Source organism: Halomonas llamarensis (assembly GCF_023555005.1).
GTDB lineage: Bacteria > Pseudomonadota > Gammaproteobacteria > Pseudomonadales > Halomonadaceae > Vreelandella > Vreelandella llamarensis.
Map to the genome: position 1 here is coordinate 1 of NZ_JAMJPJ010000030.1, position 26,057 is coordinate 26,057.

Sequence of the window (26,057 nt, forward strand, 5' to 3'; positions counted from 1 at the left end):
CAAGGCAAGGATCGTACATCGGAATGTCTTTCAGTGAAGCTGATGATTGAGGAGCCGGGTGCGTCAATCGCGCATGCCCGGATCTGTGGGGGGGCGGAACGAGCAATCGTCCGGTCTACCCGACCGTTTTTTGTTGCTATGGTGTAACCAACTGATTTACTCAGCGGGTTTTGCCACCAGCGAGCGAGTCTCTTCGCGGGCTTCGGTCAGCACTACACGTAGCGGATCGCCAAGCTTATAACGCTCTTCGCCTTCGATCTGAATACGCCCCTCTTTGTCATCGATGACCACTTTGCTGCGGTCGCTGTGCATCAAGGGGGCCGGGACAAAGGCCGTTGCACCATTGTCTAGCAGCCGAACGCGCATACCACCACGGTTGATAGCCATGATTTCGGCCTCAAAGGTGTCCTGATTCTGCGCGGCAGGTGTTAGATAACGCACGTAGAGCCAGTCTTTGACGTCGCGCTCGGCCATGCGATTGAGGCGGCGGCGCTCGGTGAGCTGCTCGGTGAGCTGCTGGCTAGCTTCGGCCGGTGCCTGTTCGCCTTTCAGTACGCGTTTGATCAAGCGGTGGTTAACCATATCGCCGTATTTACGAATCGGTGAGGTCCAAGTCGCATAGGCGGAAAGGCCTAAGCCAAAGTGCGGCCCTGGCTGCGCGGACATGTTGGTGAAGCCTTGGAAGCGGCGCAGGCGGGCATCGAGCCAGGCGTCGTCGCGGCTTTCCAGTTCGCGCTTGAGTTCTTTATAGCGCGGAAGCTCGGTGAGGGCTTCGCGTTCCACGTTAATTTCTTGCCCAGCGAGGAACTCTTGGGCCGCTTCCGCCTTTTCTGGCTCAAACGCACGGTGAACGTTGAAGATGCCGTGGCCGATATGCTGGGCTAAGAAGTCAGCGCAGCAGGCGTTGGCGGCAATCATCGATTCTTCGATCATGCGGTTGGCAATGCGCCGCTCTTCGGTGCGTACGTTGAGTACGTTGCCGGCCTCATCCAGATCGAATACATAGTCGGGGCGGTCTTTAAACACCAACGCATGCTCTTCGCGCCACTGAGTGCGGGCGAGGGTTAAATCACGCAGCGCTTTAAGCTGTTCACCAACCTCACTTTCAGGCGCCCAATCCCCCTGGCCGTCAAGCCAGTCCGAGACATGGTCGTAGGCCAGTTTGGCGTGGGACTTCACCGTGGCGGCAAAGAAGCGGTAGTCGCCCAGGCTGCCGTCGGCGTTGATATCGAGTGTGCACGCCAATGTCGGGCGATCTTGGTCTTCCCACAGCGAGCAAAGGTCATCGGCCAGCTGCTCAGGCAGCATCGTGACGTTTTGCCCGGGTAGGTACACGGTGAAAGCGCGCGTGCGTGCTTCCAGGTCCGCTGCGTGGCCTTCCTCAACGTAAGCCGTGGGGTCAGCAATGGCAACGCTCATACGCCAGCCACCTTCTTCGCGCGGCATAACGTGCAAGGCGTCATCCATGTCACGGGTTTTTTCATTGTCGATGGTGAAAAACGCCTCGGCGGTTAGGTCTTCACGCACTAGGCCTTCATCGTGCATCGGCCAGTCGCTGCCGGCGTCGGGGCACTCTTGCTCCAGCGCATGGCGAGCAAGCGTGACGCGCCACGGCACGGCCGGGTCGTCTGATTTCGCCACCAACTCATCTATCTGGCTAAAGAAGCCGCGATCATTCTCTTTGAGCGGGTGACGCACTAAGCGTGCGACGACCCAGTCGCCGTCAGCGATGGTAGCTTCGTCCAGGCTGTTTTTGATGCGCGCCTTGAGCACATTGCGAATCGAAGGGTGGTCGGGAACGACGGCCAAGCGGCCCTCGCGCTTTTGCACCCGCGCGATAAAACGCTCCAGCCCTTGCTCGATAAGTTTTTCAGGCTCGACGGATTTCTTATCGCCGTTTTCATGGATAACGGCTTCGACGCGGTCGCCGTGGAGCACCTGCTTCATGGCGGGGGGCGGCACGAAATAGGATTCACCGTCGTCGGTTTCAAGAAAGCCAAAGCCTTTTTCGGTAGCTTTGATCACCCCTTCGGCACGTGGGGTGGTGTCTCGAATCTGTTGCTTGAGTGAAGCAAGCACGGAATTGTTTTGCAGCATGAGGTCAATCAATTGGCGAAGGTAGATGGTCACTATACGGATTCCCAAAGGCTGAGCCAATCTTGGCAACCACGAAGTTGGTGCTAATCAACACTATCAATGACCTGCGTGCCGTTCTATCGGAGTAGGTGCGCCTGATCAAGCGAAAAGGGCGTCTCCATTCCACTATAGTTGTATTTAAATGGTGTTTGATTGGTATTTGATTGGGTCTATAGTGGTTATTAATTGGTATGATTGCTATTCGGGAGAAACCCATGGATTCACGCTTTACTCAGCTACACCTTGACCCTCAAGGCGCAACGCCGCTTTACCAGCAGCTGGCGCGCCAACTGGAACAGGCAATCGATACAGGTGGTTGGCAACCCGGCGACGCATTGCCATCCGAGCGTAACTTGGCTGAGAGCCTGGCGGTTTCGCGCATTACGGCGCGCAAAGCATTGGATCAGCTAGTTGAGCTGGGGCTTATTCGTCGTAGCCAAGGGTCTGGAACTTTTATTACCCCGCGCCTTAATCAATCCCTGTCGCGGCTATCCAGTTTTACCGAGCTGCTGACCCAACGTGGCTTTACGCCTAGCTCTCATTGGCTGGCGCGCAAGCTGGCCAATCCCAGCGCGGAAGAAAGTATGCGCCTGGGACTGGGTGCTGATGCTCAGGTCGCCCGCCTTAAACGTCTGCGTTTAGCCGATGAGGTGGTGATGGCGGTGGAAGAAAGTTGCCTGCCCATCTCGGTGCTGCCTGATCCACTGGCGGTCGAGACGTCTCTGTATGCAACGCTGGAAGCCAGTGGAAAAGGGATTGCGCGCGCCTTGCAGCACGTCACCGCCATCAATGCCAGCGCAGAGTTAGCCATGCTGGCTGAGGTGCCTGAAGGTCAGGCGCTGCTTAAAGTCACGCGACTCGGGTATCTCGCCGACGGCACGCAAGCTGAACTCACCATCACCTACTGCCGTACCGACTACTACGACTTTATGGTCGAGCTGACCCGCTAGGAGGTTATATGTTTTTTGGCAATATCCTTACCTCCGAGGGCTGGCGCCTGGGGGAAATTCATTGGGACAAAGGTCGTGTCACGCACCTTCCATGCGAGCCTGTCGACCCGGATAGCAACGGCCACCCGCGAATTATTCCAGGCTTTGTGGACTTGCACGTACATGGCGGGGGTGGCGCTGACATCATGGAAGGGGGTGAGGCGCCCGCCATTCTGGCGCGGACCCATGTACGTTTTGGCACCACCCGCCTGCTGGCGACCACCATGACGGCGCCGGATAACCAGATTCGTCAAGTGCTGAGTGATATCGCCGTTTATATGCAGGCGCAAGATCGGGATGCCGCCCAAGTGATGGGCGTTCATTTGGAAGGCCCCTATATTAACCCCGGCAAGCTGGGAGCTCAGCCCGCCCATGCGCGCAGTGGGATGATTGAGGAGGTGGACGGACTCTGCGCGTTAGCCCCCATCCGCTTGCTGACCCTGGCGCCTGAATTAGCGGGGCACTGTGCCTTGATTCGCCACCTCAGCGAGCGGGGCGTGCGGGTTCAGCTAGGGCATACGCTGGGCAGCTATGAAGAAGGTGTAGAAGCAATGGCCCATGGGGCCTGTGGGTTTACTCACCTGTTTAATGCCATGACCGGTCTGCATCACCGCAAGCCTGGCATGGTCGGCGCTGCGCTAGCTCACGCGCAGTACGCCGAACTGATTCCTGACCTGCTGCACGTACACCCTGGCGCCATCCGTACGGCCTTGCGCTGCATTCCTAATCTTTATGCCGTGACCGACTCAACGGCTGCCGCGGGCATGCCCGATGGCGATTACCGCTTGGGTGAGCAGACGGTGACCAAGTGCCTGGGCGGTGTGCGTTTGGCTGATGGCACCTTGGCAGGCAGCACCCTGACCATGGATCAGGCGCTGCGCAACTTCGTCAGCCTCGGCCTCACCCTGGAGGATGCGTCGAACCGCCTATCGCGCTTTCCTGCCGATTTTCTGGGTATCGACGATATTGGCCGCCTTCAGGAGGGCGCATTGGCTGATCTGGTCGTCCTTGACCCCCAACTTCAACTCCAAGCGGTCTATGTCGAGGGCCGTCATGTCTGTGGAAACGTCCAAGGAGTCTCTCTATGTCGTTGATGCTTGAAGAAACCCGCAACGCTCCCGAGCGTATTCGCGGTCAGTTGCAGCGCAATGCGCCGCTGCTCGCGGCTCTCGGTGAGCGTTTACGTCTTGCCGAACCGTCGGCAGCCGTCACCGTCGCCCGAGGCAGTTCGGATCATGCTGCCAGCTACTTTGCCTACCTGTGCATGAAGCGAAAAGGCATTCCGGTGGCGTCGCTGCCGCCCTCGCTGACCACGCTGGCCAAAGCTCCCTGGCGGTTAACGGGGCATCTGGCCCTGGCGGTTTCCCAGTCAGGACAAAGTCCGGATCTCGTCGCGACCCAGCAGGCACTGGCCGCTGCTGGCGCGCGCACAGTCGCTCTGGTGAATACGCCGCAGTCGCCTCTGGGTGCGGCCAGCGATAGTGAAATCCCTCTTTATGCTGGCGAAGAGAAGAGCGTCGCCGCGACTAAAAGCTACCTGGTGACGCTCTCTGCCATGGCGCAGTTAATCGGCCATTGGCAGGAAGACCGGCTGTTGCTTGATGCATTGGACAAGTTGCCAGAACGGCTTACCCAGGCGCTGAAGATGGACTGGTCGGCAGCGGTCGATGCCTTGGTTAACGTCGACAAACTGATGGTGATTGGTCGTGGTGCCGGGCTTGCGGTTGCCCAGGAAGCCGCGCTCAAGTTTAAAGAAACCTGTGCGATTCAGGCTGAACCCTTCAGCGGTGCTGAAGTGCGCCATGGCCCGATGGCGCTGATTGGCCCTGGTTATCCGGTGCTGGTGTTCGCGCCACCGGGGCCGGAGCAGGCGGGTTTGCTGGAACTGGCCGAATGGCTCAGAAGCGTCGGTGCCTGCGTGCTGCTGGCGGCTGACAATAGTGTCGTACAGCGCAACCTGACCCTGGTAGACGCAGGCCATGAAGCGCTGCAACCGCTTTCGGTGATCCAAAGCTTTTATCAAATGGTGGCTGGCCTGGCGGCGGCGCGTGGGAGTGATCCCGATCACCCACGGCACCTCAATAAAGTCACCTGCACCCTGTAACGCATAACAACAATCTTGGGAGTTTTCCCATGTCATATCCTGAACAATCACTAACGCTGCAGGCACCTGTGGCAGGCATCGTGGTACCTCTGACAGCGGTGCCTGATCCGGTTTTTGCAGGCCTCGCTCTGGGGGATGGTATTGCCCTCGATCCGTTGGGCGAGTGCTTGCATGCGCCCTGTGAGGGTGAAGTGGTGCAGTGCGCCCGCACCCATCATGCCATCACCTTGAGAACCGAGGCAGGTGTCGAATTACTGCTTCATTTAGGCCTGGATACGGTGGAATTAAAAGGCCAGGGCATTGAACTTCTGGTTGGCGTCGGTGATCGGGTGCAAGCGGGCGATCCGCTGTGCCGTTTCGATGCCGATGCGTTGGCAAAGGGCGCAAGTGCGCTGATTACGCCGCTGGTGATTACCGAGTCGGCCGGTTGGGAATTGCTGCCATCGTCCTATTGCGAAGGTGAGAAAGTCGCGCTTGGCGACCCTCTAATGGTGCTGAGCCATACCGCCGTTGAACAGACCGATACCTGTGCCAGTGGGCCGGTCGCGGAACGACGCATGGTGCTGGCCTTAGCCTCAGGGCTGCATGCCCGGCCTGCTGCAAGGCTTCGCGCGATTGCTCGTGAGCATAGTGTCAGCCTGACGGTGACGGATGAAGAAGCTACTGACGCTGCCGAAAGCTCCCAGGCGAGCGCGGATAGCCTGAGTGCCTTGATGAATCTGGGTCTGATAAAGGGAGCCAGGTTAAAACTGACCGCCCAGGGAGAGGCTGGGCAAGCAGCGCTGGATGCCGCAGAAAGACTCTTAACCACTCCCAAAGCAGAAGAACATAGCGCGCCTCCGCCATCTAGGTTAACAGCAGTGGCGCTTGAAAAAGGTGAACTGGCTGGTTTGGTGGCCAGCCCCGGTCTGGCCATTGGGCCACTCGTCTCCTATCAGGCGCCGCTCCCCAGCGTTGCTCAGCAGGGTGAAGGAAAAGCGGTAGAAACGGCCCGCCTGAAAGATGCATTGCACCGTGTCGGCGAGACATTGGCTCAAGCAGAAGCGCAAGCGACACGCCAGGGGCAGAGCGCTGAGGCGGAAATTTTTGCTGCTCACGGCGCCTGGCTGGACGACCCGGATTTGATCGCCGCAGCGCAAGGGTGTATCACCGATGGGCGCAGCGCAGGGCAAGCCTGGCGAGAAGCGTTAGACGCTGAAGCCGCGCGACTCTCGGCAAGTGATAATGCCCTGCTGGCCGCCAGGGTGGCGGATCTGCGTGACTTGCAGCGCCGTGTGATGGCCGAGCTAAGCGATGCCCCTGAGGCTGATCTGCCTACACTGCCAGACAACGCCATTCTCGTCGCGGAAGAACTCACTCCGTCGGAGCTGGTGGCCGTTGCCGCCCAGCATCCGGCAGGGCTTTGTCTCGCTGGCGGTGGCACAACCTCGCATGTGTCCATTCTGGCTCGGGCACGAGGCATTCCCTGCCTCGTGGCGATGGGTTCCAGCCTGATCGAGGCCACTAACGCGACGGCTCCCGAGCGCGTCATTCTGGATGCTGAGGAAGGTCGTTTAGCGTTAACGCCTGGCCAGCAACAGCTTACTGAGGTGACTCAGCGGATAGAGACGCGTCGCCAGGAAGCTGACGCGGCCCAGGCATTAGCCCATGAGCCCGCGATCACGCTGGACGGGCGATTGATTGAGGCCTGCGCCAATATCGGCGGTGCCGAGGAAGCGCGTCTCGCGGCAGCGTCAGGCGCTGACGGCGTTGGCCTGCTGCGCAGTGAGTTCCTTTTCCTGGCGCGCGACAGCGCCCCCGATGAAGCCCATCAGCGTGACGAATATCAGGCCGCGTTGTCGGCCCTAGGCGGGAAGCCTGTGATTATTCGCACCCTGGATATCGGTGCCGATAAACAACTCCCTTACCTACGTTTACCATCAGTGCCTAACCCGGCGCTGGGCGTGCGGGGTGCCCGTCTGTGGACGAGCCATCCTGAGCTGTTGGAGACTCAGCTGAAAGCGCTGCTTGGTGTTACGCCGCTGGAGACCTTGCAGATCATGTTGCCCATGGTCAGTGAGGTGAGTGAACTGCGTGATGTGCGCCAGCGCCTGGAGACACTGGCCAGCGAGATGGGGCTGACGGCGCGCCCGCTTCTGGGCGCCATGATTGAAGTCCCAAGTGCCGCGTTATGCGCAAGAAGCCTCGCGGCTGAGGCCGATTTTCTGTCCATCGGCACCAATGACCTGACCCAGTACACCCTGGCGATGGATCGAGAAGACCCGAGCCTCTCGGCGCGTGCCGATGTGCTGCATCCTGCGGTGCTGCGGCTGATTCAGGCCACCGTGGATGGCGCGAAAGGGCGGTGCCCTGTGGGTGTCTGCGGTGCCGCGGCTGGCGATGAGAAAGTGGCGGCGCTTCTGGTCGCATTGGGGGTCGATGAGCTTTCCGTGGAGCCCGCGCGAGTGCCTGCCGTGAAAGCGGCCTTGCGTTGCCTGCATGCAACCACCCTGGCGGATGAAATTCCCGAATGGCTGGCCCTGGAAGATGCCTCAGCGGTACGCCAGCACTTAAGCGCATGGCTGGCCAAGCCCCACCATGCCGACATAACAACAACGACCCTTGAGAGGTGCTGATATGTCTTCCACGACCTTTGGTTCCCGCCTGATGGGCGGTTTGCAGCGGCTTGGTCGCTCACTGATGTTACCTATCGCGGTGCTGCCTATTGCAGGCCTGCTGCTGCGTCTTGGCCAGCCTGATTTGCTGGATATCGCCTTTATTGCTGGCGCTGGTGAGACTATTTTCGCCAATCTGGCGCTTATTTTTGCTATCGGCCTGGCCGTAGGCTTTGCCGATGACAGCAACGGCGCTGCTGGCCTGGCCGGGGTGATCGGCTACCTGGTGCTGGATGCTGTATTGACGGCGCTTAACCCTGAGATCGATATGGGGGTGTTGGCGGGGATCATTTCCGGCAGTGTGGCCGGCCTGCTTTACAACCGTTACAAGTCGATCCAGTTGCCTGAGTATCTTGCCTTTTTTGGCGGGCGCCGTTTTGTGCCGATTGCGACCGGCCTTGCGGCAGTGGCAATGGGGGTTGTCTTTGGGGTGATCTGGCCACCCATTCAGCATGGGATTGATGCGCTAGGCCAGTGGTTGATCGGCGCGGGTGAACTGGGCCTTTTCGTGTATGGCACCATTAACCGCTTGCTGATCGTGACCGGTTTGCATCATGTATTGAACAGTCTGGTGTGGTTTGTCTTCGGCAGTTTTGAGACAGCCGCCGGCGTCGTGGCCAACGGCGACCTTAACCGCTTTTTTGCCGGTGACCCAGAAGCCGGACGGTTTATGACAGGGTTCTTCCCGGTGATGATGTTCGGCTTGCCAGCAGCGGCGCTGGCCATGTATCACGCCGCGCCTAAAGGGCGCCGCGCCCAGGTGGGAGGCTTGTTACTCTCGCTAGCACTGACGGCGTTTTTAACAGGCGTCACCGAACCGATTGAATTCACCTTTATGTTCCTGGCACCGCTGCTTTATGCCATGCACGCGGTATTAACGGGCGTTTCCATGGCGCTGCTGCATTGGCTGGACGTGAAGCTTGGCTTCACCTTCTCCGCAGGGGCCTTTGACTTCGCGCTCTCTTACGGGCTCTCCACCAATGGTTGGCTGATGCTACTTGTTGGCTTGGTCTATTTTGTCCTCTATTACACGGTATTCCGCTGGACTATTGTCCGCTTTAATTTACCCACCCCAGGGCGCGAGCCGGAAAGTACAAGCCCCGCAGCAGCCTCAACGCCACTAGGCGAGCGCGGCCCTGCGTTTGTCACTGCGTTAGGTGGTGCGAGCAATCTACACAGCGTGGGTGCCTGTACCACGCGGCTGCGCCTGGTGCTGGAAGATGTGGATGTGATCGATGAAGCGGCCCTGAAATCGCTTGGGTCACGCGGCATCATGCGACTTCAGGGTGGTGGACTCCAAGTGGTGATGGGGCCCATTGCGGATGGTATCGCAGATGAGATTCGAGAAGCGCTCAAGCAGAGTGGCGCTGGGCTTGATTCCGAGACGTCTACAACACATCTCACCAGCACTGCCGCCGCCTCAGGCGAACCGTCACAAGCGCTGCCTAACAGATTGCCAGCCGAGCGGGTCCAGCGCTGGATGACGGCGTTGGGCGGTGATGCCAACGTGCAACGGCTGGAGGCCCAGGCCCTCACGCGCCTGCGAGTAGAGCTAGCCGATGGTGCCCGCCTCGACAGTGCAGCGCTTGAAGCGCTCGGATGTCGAGGTGTCCAAGCGCTGAACGGCAATACATGGCATCTAATCGTGGGTGCCCAGGCCGCGACGATCGCGCATTCACTCAGAGGCTAACACTGGCAAGCGATAGCTGTTGCTCGGCGTCGGCTGAGCAACGGTTGTTTTTGGTGACTTTTCCAGAACGGCTAATCCAAAACATAAATGATATCTTATGTACTACAACGCAATTGCTATGCGCGTGTCATATTAGAAATGTCGCATTGAAGTGCGCGGGATGGAATCCGGTTCGCCAGAAGGAAGCGGCAACGCAAGAAAAACCCCCGGCTATGGATGGCTGGGGGTTTTGCGTTTGGGGTTCCTGAAAACGTAATTTGATGAGGTATACTGAATTCTTGAAGCTAGTAACAAAAGGAGAAGGGATGTCCAAGTTAAAAGGCTTGGTTCTGAAGAGTGGGGTGCTTGCAAGAGCGCCTTCGCTGTCTCCCGCTGAGCGAGTCGCGTTTCTTGTTGATAAGAGCGAAAGTTGTGAGCTCACCCCAGTCCCAACTGCTTATGTGGGCATGGACTTTCCGGCCGGCATCTTTAACCGCGCTTACGAAGAGCTTCATTATCTTGATATGATTTTGTGTGAAGCAGCCACGGAACATACGGCAAAAGAATTTTTGGAAAGGCCGCGGATTGAGGATCTAGCCAAGGGTTACAGTGTAATGGATGAGACACTGCGTCAGCAGCAACAACAATTTTACTACTTAACGGCTTTCTGTCGCCCTTTTAACTTGGGAGATTTTGCCCAGGTCATGTCGTAGTGCATGGGGCCTGATGTCTGCAATACTTCCTTTGATATGACGGGCCACCATTCAATCAAGCGCATTGCGGTTTCCCATACGTTCTTCTTATTCCAGTCCTTCCCTAGATTAATCGTGGTAATTCCACAATGCTCGAAAGCCAACCTTTCGGGATCACTTTTTTTGAAGCGATCCTTGGAAAGGATAATCCAAGTTTTATCAGATTGTTTGAGCTGTTCTAGCCATTCTTCATCCGGCATGCCAGGGCCGCCGTTGACCTAACGGGCATGTAGAACCGTGTGGCTTTCGCTGCAGAGTTTGGCTAGGTGATTAAGGGCGCTGGCAATGCGGGGGCTTATGTTTTCGTCAATGAAGAAGTGCACCCGATAAAATCCTTTTTTCGAATTCTACAGCGCGTTCTACTTCTTCCTGTGTTACATCAAACGCACGGGCTGCACCGGCTGCGCTGCCTTCTACCTCTGCCGCTTGTGCCAGTGTGGCGGTGGGCATGTGGCTGGGCATCACGATAGGCTTACCAAAGGCAAAACGAGGATCTATCACTATATTGGTATCTTTTGGATCAGGATACCAACGGATAGGATCGCCTTTTGCATCGAATTCTATGCCTGCCCTTAGTGAAGGGACTATTATTTCTTCGAAAGCGTTCTGGCGCTTAACCAGGTCAATCACTGCTATTTCACCGCTTTCTTCAAGTGCTTTCAGGAATACCTTTTGGCCATCGGTACACAGCTGGGGGTTTATCAGTGGATAATCCCGCTGTAGAAGCCCGCTTAATTCATGCAGTGCCTCACGGATAACCGGTAAGCTCACATTATGGCGGCGAAACTGTGCCACGGCACGAAGTTCTAGCAGGTCTTTAAAACTGAGCGTGTCTTCCGCGCCTAGTGCTTGGGGTTCGGGTTTCCACAGAGGCTCCTTTGACGACCGCGCAGGCATTAACCAGCGGCGAATCTTATCCGCTTCTACGCCAATCAGGCGCTCTGCTTGCTTTGGGCTGTAAAGCCCGATGTTAGTGAATGCGGTCATTGTTTACCCCCCCAGCGTATCGCTAGGTGCTGAAAATGCTCATCAATTGATGCTTTTTTGAAGTGTTTTACTCTACTGTACTGCCTTATAGTCCGACACTTTCCGTGTACATCGCAAGCGATATCGGACACAGAATGTGTAATAGCGCTTCTATTTAATAGGGCCGATCCAGGCTTCAGCTTGCTGATACGGGCTTTCTTCACAGCGTCTGCACCTTGATTTCACTGGTGTAGCTGCTGTTGCTGAACTGGTGGGTGACTTCGTCGATGATCCAGGGTGTGGCGTCGATCTCGGGCCTGTAGCCTGCGGCGCTGCAGCTTCAGTGGCATGGCCGTCCGTGGCGTAGGCGTTTGGCGTTGTCACCGCTGCTTACCAGTATTTCTTTGCGTTCGGCTTCGTCCAGATCGCTTTCGTCGGTCTGGCCAATGTGGCTCTACCGGGAGTCACCATTGAGTACTCCCTGGACGATGGGGCGAGCTGGCAGGTCTATCAGGACAACGCGCAACCCGAGGTAGAAAACACCTTGCTACTTCGTAGTGTGAGTGCCAATGGCCAGCGGCGCAGCCGGATTGTGACGCTGTAAGGGTCTGCGCAGAACAGGACGTTTTGCAACGTCACAATGAGCCCTCTTGAGAACCCCCACTTTGACGGCTGATGGCCTGGGAGCAGGGAACGTAATCGGATAAGCTGAGAAGTTCTATCATCAGGAGCGCACCATGACATCACGCCTTATCGTTTCCGACCTTGACGGTACGCTGTTAGGCAGCGACCACCGGCTGCACGAAAGCTCCGTGGAGGTGCTAAGAACATTGGTGAAGCAAGGCCATCATGTCGCGCTCGCCTCGGGTCGCCACTACCACGATATGAAAGTGTTTCGTGATCAGTTGGCCATTCCAGTGCACCTTATCAGCACCAACGGTGCCTATGTTCATGATCCTGAAGATGCCTTGCTGGCGGCTAATCATCTCGCGCCTGAGCATGCCAAGACGCTGATTGGTCTGCCGCGTCCGCCCCAGGTGCGGTTGAACCTCTATCGCGAGAGCGGCTGGCATATTGATGCAGAGGCTCCACACCTATTATCGCTACACGCCACTACTGGCTTTGGCTATCAAGTCGTGCCCCCTGATCAGATGGACACTAACGGCGTGGGCAAAGTGCTTTATCTAGGCGACCCGCAGGCATTAGCGCAACTGGAACATCTGGCGCGGGCGGCGCATGCTCATGGCCTGCATATTACTTACTCAACGGCTAACGCGTTAGAAATCATGGCCGGCGGCGTCAATAAAGGCGTGGCCTTAACAGCACTACTGGAAAAGTTACACCTGACACCGGCAGAGTGTCTGGCGTTTGGCGATAACCTAAACGACACTGAAATGCTTAATCTGGCAGGGGAGGCTCAGGTCATGGCCAACGCCCATCCTGAGTTATTTGAGCGCATAAGCGGGGCTGAACGTATCGGTCACCATAGCGAAACCGCCGTGGCGCAGTGGCTAATCCAGCGATTTGGGCTGTAAACCTGAATCCAGGAACTAAGGCCGCTTGTGATAGAGCCGCCACTCCACCATGATCTAGCCCCGACAACGATAATTACGAGCCATAACAACCCAAGGGCGCTTTGCTACCATGACCACCACGCCTGCTACCCTGATGGTCGTTGACGACGATCCGGAAATTTGTGAACTGCTCGCGGACTACCTGGGGCGGCATGGCTACCGGGTATTTACCGCGGAGGGTGCCGAAGCGCTGCATGTTTTGCGCGCTGAACATACGCCAGACCTGTTGATTGTCGATCTAATGCTGCCTGGTGACGACGGCTTTACCATCTGCCGTGACGTGAGAAAACACAGTGACATACCGATCATCATGTTGACCGCCAGTGCCGATGAGACCGACCGTATTCTTGGCCTTGAGTTAGGCGCTGATGACTATCTAGGTAAGCCGTTTAACCCTCGTGAATTGCTGGCGCGTATTAAAGCGGTGCTGCGGCGTACCCGCAGTGCGCCGCCTGAGCTGCCCGCCGGGCAGGCGCGCTGGGTAAGCTTTGGTAATTGGCAGCTCGACCGCATGACCCGCGAACTGATTGACCTGCAGGGCGAACGCGCCGCACTTTCGGGGGCTGACTTCCAGTTACTGCAGGTATTTTTAGCGCACCCCGCCAAGGTGCTCACCCGAGACGATCTCTATGCGCTTACCCGCGGGCGTGATGCGCCGCCGCTTGACCGCTCCATTGATGTTCACGTTTGCCGCCTGCGCCAACGGCTGGGTGAAGACGCCCAGCACTCGCAGCTGATTCGAACGGTGCGTGGGGCGGGCTACGTATTAACCGCTCAGGTAGACGCATTAACGTGAGTCGGGAGTGGTGGGTAAATAAGTGGTGGGCAAATACCAGGCGCCGCTTATCCCGCTGGCTACCGCCTTCGCTGCGCGGGCGTTTTGTGATTATCATGATCGCCGGTGTATTGGTCGCCCAGGGGGCCAGCTACGCGATCTGGACATCCCAGGTGCGCTCCAGCCATTTGGCCCAGCTGGATGAGCTGTCCACCAATATGGCGTTTAGCATCGCCTCCACCATGAAGTTTTTCCGCTCGCTGCCCGTCGACTACCGCCATATCGTGCTGGATCAACTGCGCAATATGGGTGGCACGCGGTTTTTTGTTAGCGTCAACGAACGCAGGCTGACCATCGACGATATCGGCTCGGGGCCGGAAAAACAGGTAGTGGTCAAGAATGTACGCTCGGTGCTTACTCAGCAGCTCAATATTGACGATGTGATTGTCGAGTTCTCCCGCCCGGAAAACCTGCGTGTTCTCAATAACGAAGTGCTGCTTTACGACTTGCCGCCGCGCTGGGGGCAGCACAGCCTGCTGATGGAGCCACTCTCGCCGCCGATTTTAGTGGTGCAGTTAGAGCTTGCCCCGGATACCTGGCTCTACGTGGCCACACTGCTGGGTGTCCCGGATATCTTCAGCGACTATCGCTGGCTCTCTGAAGAGCGCTTACTGGCCGGGCTGCTGGTGCTGCTCAGTGTGCTGGCGCTCTCGTTTTTGGGTATTACCAGCGTGACAAGGCCGCTGGCACGACTTTCACGGGCAGCGAATCAGTTGGGCGATGACTTGGATATGCCGCCGCTAAAAGAGAGCGGCCCCAAGGAAGTCGCCGCCACCGCGGCGGCGTTTAATCGAATGCAGTGGCGCATCCGCGATCAGATTGAAGAGCGTGAGCGGCTATTTTCGGCAATTTCCCATGACTTGAAAACGCCGTTAACCCGTATGCGGCTGCGCGCTGAAATGCTTGAGGACGACTACCAGCGGGAGCGCTTTTGCGCTTCTCTGGATGAGTTGGATAGCCTGGTAAAAGGTGCTTTGGCTTCAGTAAAAGGTTTGGATTTGCATGAGGAGCCAGCCCCCGTCTCCCTGGCGTCACTGCTTGAAGCGCTGGCGGAAGAACTTAGCCTGCAGGGTGGGCAAGTGACTATTGCGAAAAACAGCCATCCAGTAACACCGCTGATCGCCAAGCCAATGGCAATTAAGCGCTGCCTGGCCAACTTGCTTGAGAACGCGGTGTTCTATGGCAAGCAGGCCGATGTAGCGCTAATTGACCAGGGAGACGCGGTCACACTGCATATTCGCGATCATGGCCCCGGCCTTCCCGAAGAGCAGCTAGGGCGGGTGTTTTCGCCCTTTGTTCGTCTGGAACCCTCACGCAGCCGACACACTGGCGGTAGCGGTCTGGGATTGGGCATCGCCCGGCATATTGCCCGTGCCCACGGCGGCGATATTACGCTCGCTAACCATGCTGATGGTGGATTGGTGGTTACTCTCACGCTACCTCGCCAGGAACCTATTACAGGTTTGTAATAAACCCCCAACACTATGCAGTACTCGGTAACTCCCGTTGACGCTCGCCTTGGCGTAACCTCTTGGATGTCGCATGTCCGAGAGGACAATAACAATATAAGGAGTGACTCCATGTCGATGCTAAAGAAGACAACCCTCGCGTTAGCGTTAGCAGGCGCTACGTTCGCCACTACCGCTCAAGCCAACGAAGTGGAAGTGCTGCACTGGTGGACGTCCGGTGGCGAAGCGCGTGCCGCCAATGTCCTCAAGGACCTGATGGAAGAAGAAGGCTACGGCTGGCAGGATTTTGCCGTGGCGGGTGGCGGGGGTGAAACCGCCATGACGGTACTGAAATCCCGTGCCATGTCGGGTAACCCGCCTTCCGCCGCGCAAATCAAAGGCCCTGAAATTCAGGAGTGGGGCGAACTTGGTTTGTTAGGCAATCTGGATGAGGTGGCAACAGCAGAAGGCTGGAATGAGCTGCTGCCCGAGCGGGTCGCCAACATCATGCGCCATGATGGCCAGTACGTGGCGGTACCGGTCAACGTGCATCGGGTGAACTGGCTATGGGCCAACCCGGAGGTGCTTGACGCCGCTGGTGTTGAAATGCCGACCACTCTGGATGAACTGTTTGCGGCAGGTGAGGCCATTCGCGACGCCGGTTTCGTACCGCTTGCCCACGGCGGCCAGGCCTGGCAGGACGCCACCATCTTTGAAAGTGTCGTCCTGGGTAGCCAGGGCACTGAATTTTATCAGCAGGCGCTGGTAGAGCTGGACCCGGAAGCATTGGGCAGTGACCAGATGATCGCCGCACTGAAAGACTTCAAACGCCTTCGCGAGCTGATGGATGAAGGCATGTCAGGGCGTGACTGGAATATCGCCACCGCCATGGTCATTGAAGGCGAAGCCGGTTTTCAGCTAATGGGCGACTGGGCCAAGGGCGAATTTACCGCCGCAGGCCTGACGGCCGGAGAAGACTACCTGTGTGCTGCCGCCCCCGGCACTCAGGATGCCTTTACGTTTAACATCGATAGCCTGGCGATGTTCCGGGTCAGCGACGACGCCGAGCGAGAAGCCCAGAAAACCCTGGCGCGTCTGGTATTGGAACCCACCTTCCAGGAAGCTTTTAACCTTGCCAAAGGCTCGATTCCTGCCCGCCCCGATCTGGACATGAGTGAATTCGACAGCTGTGCTCAGCAGTCCCTCGCGGATTTCCAAAGGACTGCCGAGGAAGATGGCCTGGTGCCCAGCATGGCACATGGCATGGCGGTACGTGCCTCTGTGCAAGGAGCCATATTCGATGTCGTGACCAACTACTTCAACGATGCCGATATGCCTGCTGAAGACGCTGCCGAGCGCTTGGTCAACGCAGCAGAAACTGCCTTCTTTTAAGCCACTGTCTATTAGATAAGTAATGCACGTCGCGCCGCTGCAACGGCGGCGCAAGTGGCTGACTGGCGAGGAAATATCTCATGAGTAAACCTACGACGCGCACTGCCGCGCGGTCGACGGTACCCGGCTGGCTACAATCCTGGCTGCCACGCCTGGTGCTTGCCCCCTCGGTGGCAATATCCCTGTTTTTTGTTTACGGCTTTATGTTGTGGACTTTTGTGCTGTCGCTCACCAGCTCACGCATGCTGCCAAGCTACGATTTTGTTGGCTTTGGCCAGTACTCCCGGCTGATGGCCAACGAACGCTGGTGGGTCGCGTCCACCAACCTGATGCTGTTTGGCACGCTGTTTATTGTGATCTGTCTGGTGATTGGTACTTTGCTGGCGATGCTGCTGGATCAGAAAATCCGTCAGGAAGGCGCCTTGCGGACGATTTATCTTTACCCGATGGCGCTGTCGTTTATCGTCACCGGGGTGGTGTGGAAGTGGTTGCTGAATCCACAGCTGGGCATTCAGGCCATGGTGCAGGGGTGGGGATTTGAGTCATTTCGCTTTGACTGGATCGTTGACTCGGACATGGCGATTTATACCCTGGTCATTGCTGCCGTTTGGCAGGCCTCCGGCTTTGTCATGGCGCTGTTTCTCGCCGGGCTGAGAGGGATTGATGACAGCATCGTCAAAGCGGCCCAGTTAGACGGTGCCAGCCTGCCACGCATTTACTGGCGTGTGGTGATGCCTTGCCTGCGCCCGGTGGTCTTCAGCGCTGTCATGATTCTGGCTCACATCGCGATCAAAAGCTTCGATTTAGTCGTGGCGCTGACCGGCGGCGGGCCGGGCTACGCCACCGACCTGCCGGCGACCTTTATGTACACTCACGCCTTTAACCGTGCCCAGATCGGGCTTGGCTCGGCCAGCGCCATGTTAATGCTGGGCGGCGTACTGGCTATCTTGATTCCTTACCTGTATTCCGAACTAAGGAGCCGCAAAAATGGCTAACGTGATTCGTCAACAAACGCCGATGGCGCGGTTATGGCGTGGCGTGCTCTACAGCGTGCTCATTTTGGCCGGGCTGTTTTATATCCTGCCGTTAATCATCATGCTGATGACTTCCATCAAGCCGTTAAGTGAAATCAGCGCAGGAACGCTATTATCGCTGCCGCAAAACCCCACCCTTGACCCCTGGGCCAAAGCCTGGGGAGAGGCCTGCACCGGCATGCGCTGTGAAGGGGTGGGTGGCTATTTCTGGAATTCCTTTGCAATCGTGATTCCGGCGGTGCTGATCTCCACGACGATGGGAGCACTTAACGGTTATGCGCTGACCAAGTGGCGCTTTAAAGGCTCGGAATTGGTCTTTGCGCTGATGTTGTTTGGCTGCTTTATCCCGTTTCAGGTGGTGTTGCTGCCAATGGCACAAACCCTGGGCTGGTTGGGGCTGTCGAGCTCACGGGCCGGTTTGATTCTGGTTCATGTGGTGTTTGGCATCGCCTTTACCACGCTGTTTTTTCGTAATTTTTATGTGGGTATTCCCAACGAACTGGTGTCGGCAGCCAAGCTGGACGGTGCCGGGTTCTTCCGGATTTTCTGGCGCATTCTGCTGCCGGTTTCCGCGCCGATTATCGTGGTGTCAGTGATCTGGCAGTTTACCCAGATCTGGAACGACTTCTTGTTCGGCGTGGCGTTCTCCGCTCATGACACCCAACCCGTGACGGTGGCGCTGAATAACCTGGTCAATACATCAACCGGCGTGCGCGAATACAACGTCGATATGGCGGCCGCCATGATTGCGGCATTGCCGACGCTGTTGGTCTACGTGCTCGCGGGTAAATACTTTGTGCGCGGTTTAACCGCAGGCTCTGTCAAGGGCTAACAACAATAACGTTAAGGTGAGTTTTCATGTCAGCGCTAGACATTCAAAACGTACGTAAAGACTTTGGTGACGAGCGGGTACTGAAAGATGTCAGTATCTCGATTGATTCTGGTCAATTTCTGATTCTGGTGGGGCCATCCGGCTGTGGTAAATCTACCCTGATGAACGCCATCGCCGGACTTGAACCCGTCACCAGTGGCAATATCTCTATCGACGGCGAAGACGTCACCTGGCGCACCCCCGCTGAGCGGGATATCGCCATGGTGTTTCAGTCTTACGCTCTTTACCCCAGCATGACCGTGAGGCAAAACATCAGTTTTGGCCTGGAAATGCGCAAGGTGCCCAAAGCCGAGCGCGAGGCAGCGGTTGAGCGGGTGGCCGACCTGTTGCAGATATTCCCTCTGCTGGAACGCAAACCGGCCCAGCTTTCCGGTGGCCAGCGCCAGCGGGTAGCGATGGGCCGGGCGCTGGCCCGTGAGCCCAAGGTGTACCTGTTCGATGAGCCGCTGTCGAACCTGGATGCCAAGCTGCGCGTGGATATGCGCACCGAGATTAAAAAGCTCCACCAGCGCCTGGGTACCACGATTGTTTACGTCACCCATGACCAAGTGGAAGCGATGACCCTGGCAGACTGTATTGCGGTGATGCGCGATGGCCATATCCTGCAGCTGGGCAGCCCCGAGGAGGTGTATAACAACCCGGTCGACATGTTTGTGGCGGGCTTTATGGGGTCGCCCTCGATGAACTTTATCCACGCAACGCTGGAAGCGATGGGCGATGGTTACGCTCTACGGATTGCCACACCTGACGAAGCGGATCTGCTGTTGCCATGGCCCGTTGAACGCAACGCGGCAGGGCTGGTTGGTCAGCTGAATAAACCGATTATTCTGGGCCTGCGGCCTGAGCACTTCAGCGAAGAGGACGTGCGGCTAAGCGAACAGGCGGAAGGCACCTTACTGGAAGCCAGCGTCGGCGTCGTCGAGCCGACCGGCGCGGATATTCTGCTACGCCTTCCCCTGGGGGAACAGGAAGTGACGGCCAGAGTCGGGCCGAAGTGTGCGGTGGTGCCGGGCGAACGCTTGTCGCTGCGCGTGGATATGGCCCGGGCGGTGCTGTTTGATGCCGAGACGGAAAAGCGTTTGGCGTAAGCGCACTAACCTGCGTCCATAAAAAAGCCCTGCTAAATCAGCAGTAATGCCAGTCAGTTAACGCTGACTGGCATTACTCTTGGTAGGGTACTTCTGTGGTCGGCGCCTGACTGATCGGGGGTAAGACCGTGCACGCCGTTCCAGTAGAACGAAGGACGGTGCCATTTCCAGCGATGTTGAGGTGATAGACGATTCGTCCCATCGGTAATGGGGACACCCTAGCAGATTTTTCAGGTGCTGCACTCAGAATTCGCGGCCAAGACCTTAAGGGCACACAAAAATCATATATGCAATGAATGCAAGTTATTAGTGCATCTCTCGTCATTCCCTCTCTCGTCAGCTTTAGCGAAACTATTATTAGCCAGACACTAATCCCTGTCGGGCTAATAACTAAAAAATTCAAGAATTTAACTCAGGGAAAGGGAATGATTGCAATAATTGGGGCTTCATGCTGTTTACCGGGCGGCATCGAATCAGTTCAAGATTTTTGGGAAACGCTGTGCGCGGGCAAGAACATGGCTTCCGCGGTTCCCGCCGACCGCTGGAACAGCGAGCGTTTTTATCACCCGGATGCCACTGTGCCGGGCAAGACGTACATGCATCAGGGTCACTTCGTTGACCGCGATCTGACGCAATTCGACAACGAGGCGTTCCGTATCTCCAAGCGCGAGGCGGAAGGCCTGGACCCACAACAGCGCCTACTGCTGGAACTGACCTGGCATGCCATGGAGGAATCCGGCCTGGCCCTGGACAACCTGCCCAGCCGCAAAGTCGGCGTCTATGTGGGCGGCTTTACACTGGATTACTTCCTGGGGCAGTTTGCGGCGGAAAACCGCAATCACATCGGCGTGCACACCTCCGCCGGTTCCACGCTGACGATGTTGTCCAACCGTATCTCCCACACCTTTGATTTCTGCGGGCCGAGCCTGACGGTGGATACCGCCTGTTCGTCGTCGCTGGTGGCTTACCACTACGCTTGCGAGGATTTGAAAAAAGGGTTGTGCGATATCGCCGTGGTGGGCGGCGTTAACTTGATGATGCGCCCGGAATATCCCATTGGCATGGCCAAGGGCGGTTTCCTGGCCAAGGACGGACGCTCCAAAAGCTTCGATGCCAGCGGCGACGGTTACGGCCGCGGCGAAGGCGGTGTGGCCATGGTATTGCGCCGCACGGAAGACGCCGAGCGCGATTGCAACAAGATCTGGGCGGTACACGTGGCCTCGGGCATTAACCAGGACGGGCGCACGCCCGGCATCACCCTGCCCAGTGGCGATTCGCAAGTAACGTTGATGGAAGACGTATTGAAGCGTCACGCAATCAATCCGAACGCCGTTTCCTACGTGGAAGCCCACGGCACCGGAACTGCCGCCGGCGATCCCATCGAGGCGGCCTCCATCAACCAGATTTACGGCGAGCGCGACGCGGGCAATATTTGCTACATCGGCTCGGCGAAAAGCAACGTCGGTCACCTGGAAGCCGGCTCTGGTCTGGTGGGCGTGTTGAAAGCGGCACTGGTGGCGAAAACCAAAATGATTCCGCCTATTGCCGGCTTCAACGAGCCCAACCCCAAAATCGAGTTGGATGAGCAGCGCATGGCGCTGGCGGACAAGCTGCGGCCCATCGGCGAGCAACATAGCCATCCCATGGTGGCCGTTAACTCCTTCGGCTATGGCGGCACCAACGCCCATATCGTGCTGCAACACTACAGCTACGACAAGGCGCTGATGACCGAGGACGACGCCGAGCGCGAGGCCGACGACCTGTTGCTGACGCTCACCGCGGCCAGCCAGAACGCCTTGATCGAACGCGTGCGCCAGGCCAAGACGCTGATCGAAAACAACCTGGAGCGCATTTGCCAGGTGCTCAAGAGCTTCACCCGCCACAGCCACCTGAACAAGGAACGCATTTGCTTCGTGGCGCGGGACACCATCGACTTGCTCGGGCAGATCAATAATTTCCTGGACGCGCCGGAAGACGGCGGCGTGGAAACCTGCATCAAGCCGCGCAAGACCATCGGCTTTATCTACACCGGCATGGGCCCGCAGTGGTTCGGCATGGGCCAGCAGTTGTACAAGGACAATAGCGTCTATCGCGAGGCGGCCCTGGCGTTCGACGAGCGCTTCCAACACATCGCCGACTTTTCCATCCTGCAGGAAATGCAAAAGGACGAGGAAAAGTCGCGCATCGCGGAAACCGAGTTCGCCCAGCCGGCCAACCTGCTGATTCAAGTCGCGCTGACCCAAACGTTGCGCGCCTACGGCATCGAGCCCCACGCCGTTACCGGCCACAGTGTGGGCGACGTGGCTGCGGCCTACGTCAGCGGCGGCCTGTCGCTGGACGACGCCATTCGCGTCAGTGTGGCCCGCAGCCAATTGCAGGGCACGCTGCGCAATCGCGGCGGCATGCTGGCGGCGGCCATCGACGAAGCCACGGCGCTGGAACTGATGGAACAATACAGCGCCGGGGAGACCTCCATCGCCGCCATCAACAGCCCCGGCAGCATGACACTGGCCGGCCCGGAAAACGAGCTAGAGCGTATCGCCGCCGCCCTGCAGAAGCAGGAAATATTCCACCGCATGTTGAGCGTGGAAGTGCCCTACCACAGCAAGGTCATGGACGAGATCCACGATGCCCTAGATGCGCGCCTTGCCAATCTGGCGCCGCAACCGTTCACCACGCGCTGCTTTTCCACGGTGCTGGGCAGCGAATTCGATGGGCCGTTCGACAGCACTTACTGGAACCGCAACGTGCGCCAGTCGGTGCGTTTCCGCGAAGCCATTGAGGCCATGGTGGAAGCCGGTTGCGAATACTTCCTGGAAGTCGGCCCGCACCCGGTATTGGCCCGCTCGCTACAGGAAATCTTCAAGCAATACGAAGAGGCCGACTGCACCAGCAGCTTTATCCTGCGGCGCAACGAGGACGAGCGCGCGACGCTGGTTCGTGGCATCCAACACGTACACTGCCACAGCAACGGCTTTAAGCGCATACCTTTGGGCGCGCAACAGCGCGTCCAATTGCCAACCTACCCGTGGGACAAAAAGTACCTGTGGAACGAATCCGAGCAAACCATTCGCGACCGCCGCGCCGGCATGATCGCGCCCATGCTGGAGCGCCCCGGTGAAGAGCCCGGCGTTTACCTGACAGACCTGTCCATCTACCACCTCAATTACCTGAAATCCCACGTGGTAGACGGCAGCCCGGTGATTCCCGCCGCGGCGGTGGTGGAAGCGGCCCTGGAAGTGGCGCGGGAAAGCCACCCGCACGACGCCCAGATTCGCATCGCCCAGGCCAAGTTCATGCGCACCCTGGCGCTGGACGACGCCGGCGAGCAGTTGCTGCTGCGTTACGACCGTGACGGCCACCGCCTGAGCATATTAGGTGGTGTGGAGCGCGGCGCCTCGGCGTTCAATACCGAGATGGCGCAACTGCACATGCAATCCGCCGACCTGGAACTGGGCAACGCCGTGAGCAGCGAGTGTCCGGTCGAGCAGGATATCGATGCGCTCTACAACATGTTCAACGACGTGGGCCTGCACAGCGATGAGTTGTTCCAGGCCGTGACCAAGCTCGACCACAATGTCCAGCGCGACCGTTTTACCGCGCAAGTGGCGGTCAACGAGCAACTGCCCTGCGACGGCTATGTGTATCACCCGACGTTGATCGACGGCATTTTCCAATCCACGGCGGCGTTTATCGCCGACACCACCAGCGCGTTCATTCCCGTGTCGGTGGATGAAATCCTGTTGCAAAAGCCCACTGTCTCGCCGCGCAAAGTAGGCGTAAACGGCAGCTTGCGGCGCAAGACGGAGGACACGGTCAGCGCGGACCTGGAAGTATTCTGCCCGGAAACGCAACAGGTGCTGATGCACATCCGCAACCTGACGGTGAAACGCATCAAGGAGCTCAGCGACGCGCAGCTACTGCCTACCGGCAATTACCAACCCACTTGGACGCTGACCGACGAAGTGAAGCCGGCCAGCTCCGTCGGCGAAAAAATACTGCTCATCGCGCCGGAGGACCAAGCCCTGGGCACCACCGTGGGCTTGCTGGATGAGGACGGCGCGGTCGTTACCGTCAAACGCTTGGGCTTTGTGGACGACAGCGGCGTTTGGCAGGTGGACTGCACACCTTTGACCTTCGACGGCAAGCAGGCCATGGCCGATGAGCTGGCGCTGGGCGAGTTCGACTCCGTCACCCTCTGGTGCAACCTGCCGGAGCGGGATTCGGCCGCGGCGGCGGAAGCCGTATGTGCTTTGACCGAAGCGCTGCGTTTGGCCACGGCCAAAGCGGCGGGCAACAACCCGCAACTGACGCTGCTGGTGGAAAACGCCTCCAAGGTCACCGGCGAGGAGACCCTCTCACCCCAAGCCGGCGCCATAATGGGCGGACAACGTGTGGCATGGTCGGAAAACGAGGATGTGGATGTGCTTTTGATCGACGTGGACAACCTCGTAGACATCGACCCCAACCTGTTGCTGAACGAGCTGCTCAACAGCCAACGCTGTGACGAAATCGCTCTGCGCGGCGGGCAACGCTACCAATCCCTGCTGAAAAACCGTCCGGCCGAGGTCTTCGATGAGCAGGTCAACCTCACCGCCAACGCCCCCTACGCCTGGGTCAATGCTGGCCAGGGCTGGCGCAAGAGACTCGTCAACGTCGGCCGCACGCCGGGGATTGACGGTATTACCGTGGACCTGAGCGCCTACGGCGACCGCGACGAATTTGCCAAATCGCAACCGCGTACGCCGCAGTTGATCGTCGGTCGCCGCGAAGAGGCCAACAAATATGGGATGGTGGAAAAACGTGTGATCGCCATTGCGCCTGTAGGCAACAGCCGCATCGCAGCGAGGCCGCAACGCGAAACGCCGCTAGTGGAAGTGCCGGACGAGAATCTCACGGCCGACGAGCTCTTGGAACTGGCGCTGGTGGCCTGGGGCGAGGTAATCGTTCACCACCACCGCATCGACAGCGTCGACCACGTGCTGGTGGCGGAGAGCCCGCTGGGCAACGCCATCGCCAGCGCGGCCAAGACCTGCGGCGCTGACGTGACCATTCTTGACCAAAATGAGAACTGGGCCAACAAACTCGCCACCGCTGAAGGTGAGTTCGCGCTCATGGCTGTACCACTCAACGCCAGCCGGGCGTGGTTTTGCTTCGCCCGCCTAGCGCCCGGTGGCAAGATCGTCAACTTGGATCTTGCCCGCGGCGACGTCGGCCCGGCTGACGTGGGCCTGGCCATCGACGAGCTCTGTCGCCACAAGCGCGATTTCGAGGCAACGCTACGCGCGGTGTTCAAATCCGACGTGACGCCGTTGCGTTTTGAAGCCTACCACCTGGGCGACCGTCAGCACGTCACGCCCGCCGATGTGGCGGACCAGGCGGTGCTCGACTGGCGCCCCCCCGCCCAGGGCACCACTGCCTTTGCCAGCCAACAGTTCGACTGGGACAGCGCCAACTGGATGCTTGTCACTGGCGGTCTGGGCGGCATCGGCGAGAAGTTTATCGAGTGGCTGGTGGCACAGGGCCTCCACAAAATCTTGATCGTAGGTCGCAGCCCCTACAGCAAAATCTGTATGAACCCCATCTGGCAGAAGCTGGTGTACGAGGGCGTGGAATTGGCCTACCTGTCCGCGGACCTGACTAGCGACCAATTCGCCACGGACCTCAAGGCCTTCGAGGTAGACAATGGCAAGATTACCAGCGTGGCCCATCTCGCCGGCGTGATTGACGACAAACAACTGGCGGAGATGGACAGCGATACCTTCCGTAAGGTGGTACGTGTAAAAGCCGACGGACTCAACAATGTGCTCAAGGTCCTGCCCGTTTCGCAACTGAATACGGTGTTGGCGTTTTCCTCCATCGCCTTGGTGACTGGCAACTCGCGCCAGTCCAACTACTGCGCCGCGAACCATTACATCGAGAACGTGACCCGCAACCTGCGCAGCCAGGGAGTGAAAGGCCTGACGGTACACGTTGGGGCCATTCGAGATGTGGGCATGATCCAGCGGGACAAGCGTCTGCGCCAGCATATCGATAACACCGGCCTTAGTCTCATCGGTTCGGCCAACCTGTTTATAGGCATCAAACATGCCCTGTTGCGCGGCGACGGCGTGGTTACCGTCGCGGGCAAGCCCAACTGGGAGAAGTGGTCGCAACTGGAGGTATCCGCCGCGCGTTCCCCCCGCTTCAAGGAAGTGCTGGCAGATGTAGGCAACGCAAGCACCGATGTGTACGAGAGCCTGTGTCACGACCTTAGCCAAGCAGACGCCAACGTGCGCCCACATATCTTCGGAGAAATCATCCGCGGTCTGTTTGCGCCGATCCTGCGACTGGAAGCTGCAGAAATTTCCGTGACAGACGGCTTTTCTGACCTAGGAATAGACTCACTGATGGCTACGGAACTTCAGCTTGTTCTTCAGAAAAATCTGGGCATTGAAGTATCGTTATTAAGCTTGATAGGAGACAGTCAATCAGTTTCTAAGTTAGCCATTAACGAACTAAAAAAAATGAGACTTGGAGCCTAG

General features: G+C 58.0%; 18 protein-coding genes. 15 read left to right on the forward strand and 3 right to left on the reverse strand.

Annotated features, from left to right (window positions below; genetic code table 11):
* Positions 1-156: 156 nt before the first annotated feature.
* Positions 157-2,097 carry an exoribonuclease II gene (locus M8006_RS14295; RefSeq protein ID WP_250083389.1) on the reverse strand — a complete coding sequence of 647 codons (1,941 nt, stop codon included), beginning with the start codon at positions 2,095-2,097 and terminating at the stop codon, positions 157-159.
* 254 nt (positions 2,098-2,351) lie between these two features.
* Between M8006_RS14295 and M8006_RS14300 the strand changes: the two genes are divergently transcribed.
* From M8006_RS14300 to M8006_RS14325, 6 genes are all read left to right on the forward strand, one after another.
* The gene (locus M8006_RS14300) at positions 2,352-3,086 is read left to right on the forward strand and encodes a GntR family transcriptional regulator (protein WP_250083333.1); all 735 of its coding nucleotides are present in this window, start codon (positions 2,352-2,354) and stop codon (positions 3,084-3,086) included.
* 8 nt (positions 3,087-3,094) lie between these two features.
* Entirely contained in the window at positions 3,095-4,219 is a 1,125-nt protein-coding gene (gene nagA, locus M8006_RS14305; RefSeq protein ID WP_250083335.1) for an N-acetylglucosamine-6-phosphate deacetylase, read from the forward strand.
* On the forward strand, positions 4,210-5,229 hold the full coding sequence (locus M8006_RS14310) for an SIS domain-containing protein (RefSeq protein ID WP_250083338.1): 1,020 nt from the start codon (positions 4,210-4,212) through the stop codon (positions 5,227-5,229). Before nagA ends, M8006_RS14310 begins: the two co-directional genes overlap by 10 nt.
* Before the next feature lie 29 nt (positions 5,230-5,258).
* Positions 5,259-7,844: a phosphoenolpyruvate--protein phosphotransferase gene (gene ptsP / locus M8006_RS14315; RefSeq protein ID WP_250083340.1), complete on the forward strand. Its 2,586-nt coding sequence runs from the start codon at positions 5,259-5,261 to the stop codon at positions 7,842-7,844.
* Between the two features lies 1 nt (position 7,845).
* Positions 7,846-9,573: an N-acetylglucosamine-specific PTS transporter subunit IIBC gene (gene nagE / locus M8006_RS14320; RefSeq protein WP_250083342.1), complete on the forward strand. Its 1,728-nt coding sequence runs from the start codon at positions 7,846-7,848 to the stop codon at positions 9,571-9,573.
* Positions 9,574-9,878: 305 nt separating this feature from the next.
* Positions 9,879-10,265 carry a hypothetical protein gene (locus M8006_RS14325; protein ID WP_250083345.1) on the forward strand — a complete coding sequence of 129 codons (387 nt, stop codon included), beginning with the start codon at positions 9,879-9,881 and terminating at the stop codon, positions 10,263-10,265.
* On the opposite strand, the gene M8006_RS14330 is transcribed toward M8006_RS14325, so the two are convergent.
* Together M8006_RS14330 and M8006_RS14335 are read right to left on the reverse strand one after the other, a co-directional pair.
* Positions 10,205-10,504, reverse strand: a complete 300-nt coding sequence (locus tag M8006_RS14330) for a PIN-like domain-containing protein (RefSeq protein ID WP_250083346.1) — start codon at positions 10,502-10,504, stop codon at positions 10,205-10,207. The two genes, M8006_RS14325 and M8006_RS14330, sit on opposite strands and share 61 nt — an antisense overlap.
* Before the next feature lie 106 nt (positions 10,505-10,610).
* Positions 10,611-11,291, reverse strand: a complete 681-nt coding sequence (locus M8006_RS14335) for a helix-turn-helix domain-containing protein (protein ID WP_250083348.1) — start codon at positions 11,289-11,291, stop codon at positions 10,611-10,613.
* A 427-nt stretch (positions 11,292-11,718) separates the two neighbouring features.
* Between M8006_RS14335 and M8006_RS14340 the strand changes: the two genes are divergently transcribed.
* From M8006_RS14340 to M8006_RS14380, 9 genes are all read left to right on the forward strand, one after another.
* Entirely contained in the window at positions 11,719-11,874 is a 156-nt protein-coding gene (locus M8006_RS14340) for a chitobiase/beta-hexosaminidase C-terminal domain-containing protein (RefSeq protein ID WP_250083349.1), read from the forward strand.
* 133 nt (positions 11,875-12,007) lie between these two features.
* Positions 12,008-12,805 carry an HAD family hydrolase gene (locus tag M8006_RS14345; protein WP_250083351.1) on the forward strand — a complete coding sequence of 266 codons (798 nt, stop codon included), beginning with the start codon at positions 12,008-12,010 and terminating at the stop codon, positions 12,803-12,805.
* Between the two features lie 109 nt (positions 12,806-12,914).
* Positions 12,915-13,640 carry a response regulator gene (locus tag M8006_RS14350; protein ID WP_250083354.1) on the forward strand — a complete coding sequence of 242 codons (726 nt, stop codon included), beginning with the start codon at positions 12,915-12,917 and terminating at the stop codon, positions 13,638-13,640.
* A gap of 95 nt (positions 13,641-13,735) precedes the next feature.
* Entirely contained in the window at positions 13,736-15,148 is a 1,413-nt protein-coding gene (locus tag M8006_RS14355; RefSeq protein ID WP_250083391.1) for an ATP-binding protein, read from the forward strand.
* 111 nt (positions 15,149-15,259) lie between these two features.
* Entirely contained in the window at positions 15,260-16,519 is a 1,260-nt protein-coding gene (locus M8006_RS14360; RefSeq protein ID WP_250083357.1) for an ABC transporter substrate-binding protein, read from the forward strand.
* 80 nt (positions 16,520-16,599) lie between these two features.
* Positions 16,600-17,514, forward strand: coding sequence for a carbohydrate ABC transporter permease (locus M8006_RS14365; RefSeq protein WP_250083360.1), 915 nt, complete (start codon positions 16,600-16,602; stop codon positions 17,512-17,514).
* On the forward strand, positions 17,507-18,385 hold the full coding sequence (locus M8006_RS14370; RefSeq protein ID WP_250083362.1) for a carbohydrate ABC transporter permease: 879 nt from the start codon (positions 17,507-17,509) through the stop codon (positions 18,383-18,385). The genes M8006_RS14365 and M8006_RS14370 overlap by 8 nt, the downstream gene beginning before the upstream one ends.
* A 26-nt stretch (positions 18,386-18,411) precedes the next feature.
* Entirely contained in the window at positions 18,412-19,533 is a 1,122-nt protein-coding gene (locus tag M8006_RS14375) for an ABC transporter ATP-binding protein (RefSeq protein WP_250083363.1), read from the forward strand.
* 425 nt (positions 19,534-19,958) lie between these two features.
* Positions 19,959-26,057: a type I polyketide synthase gene (locus M8006_RS14380; protein WP_250083365.1), complete on the forward strand. Its 6,099-nt coding sequence runs from the start codon at positions 19,959-19,961 to the stop codon at positions 26,055-26,057.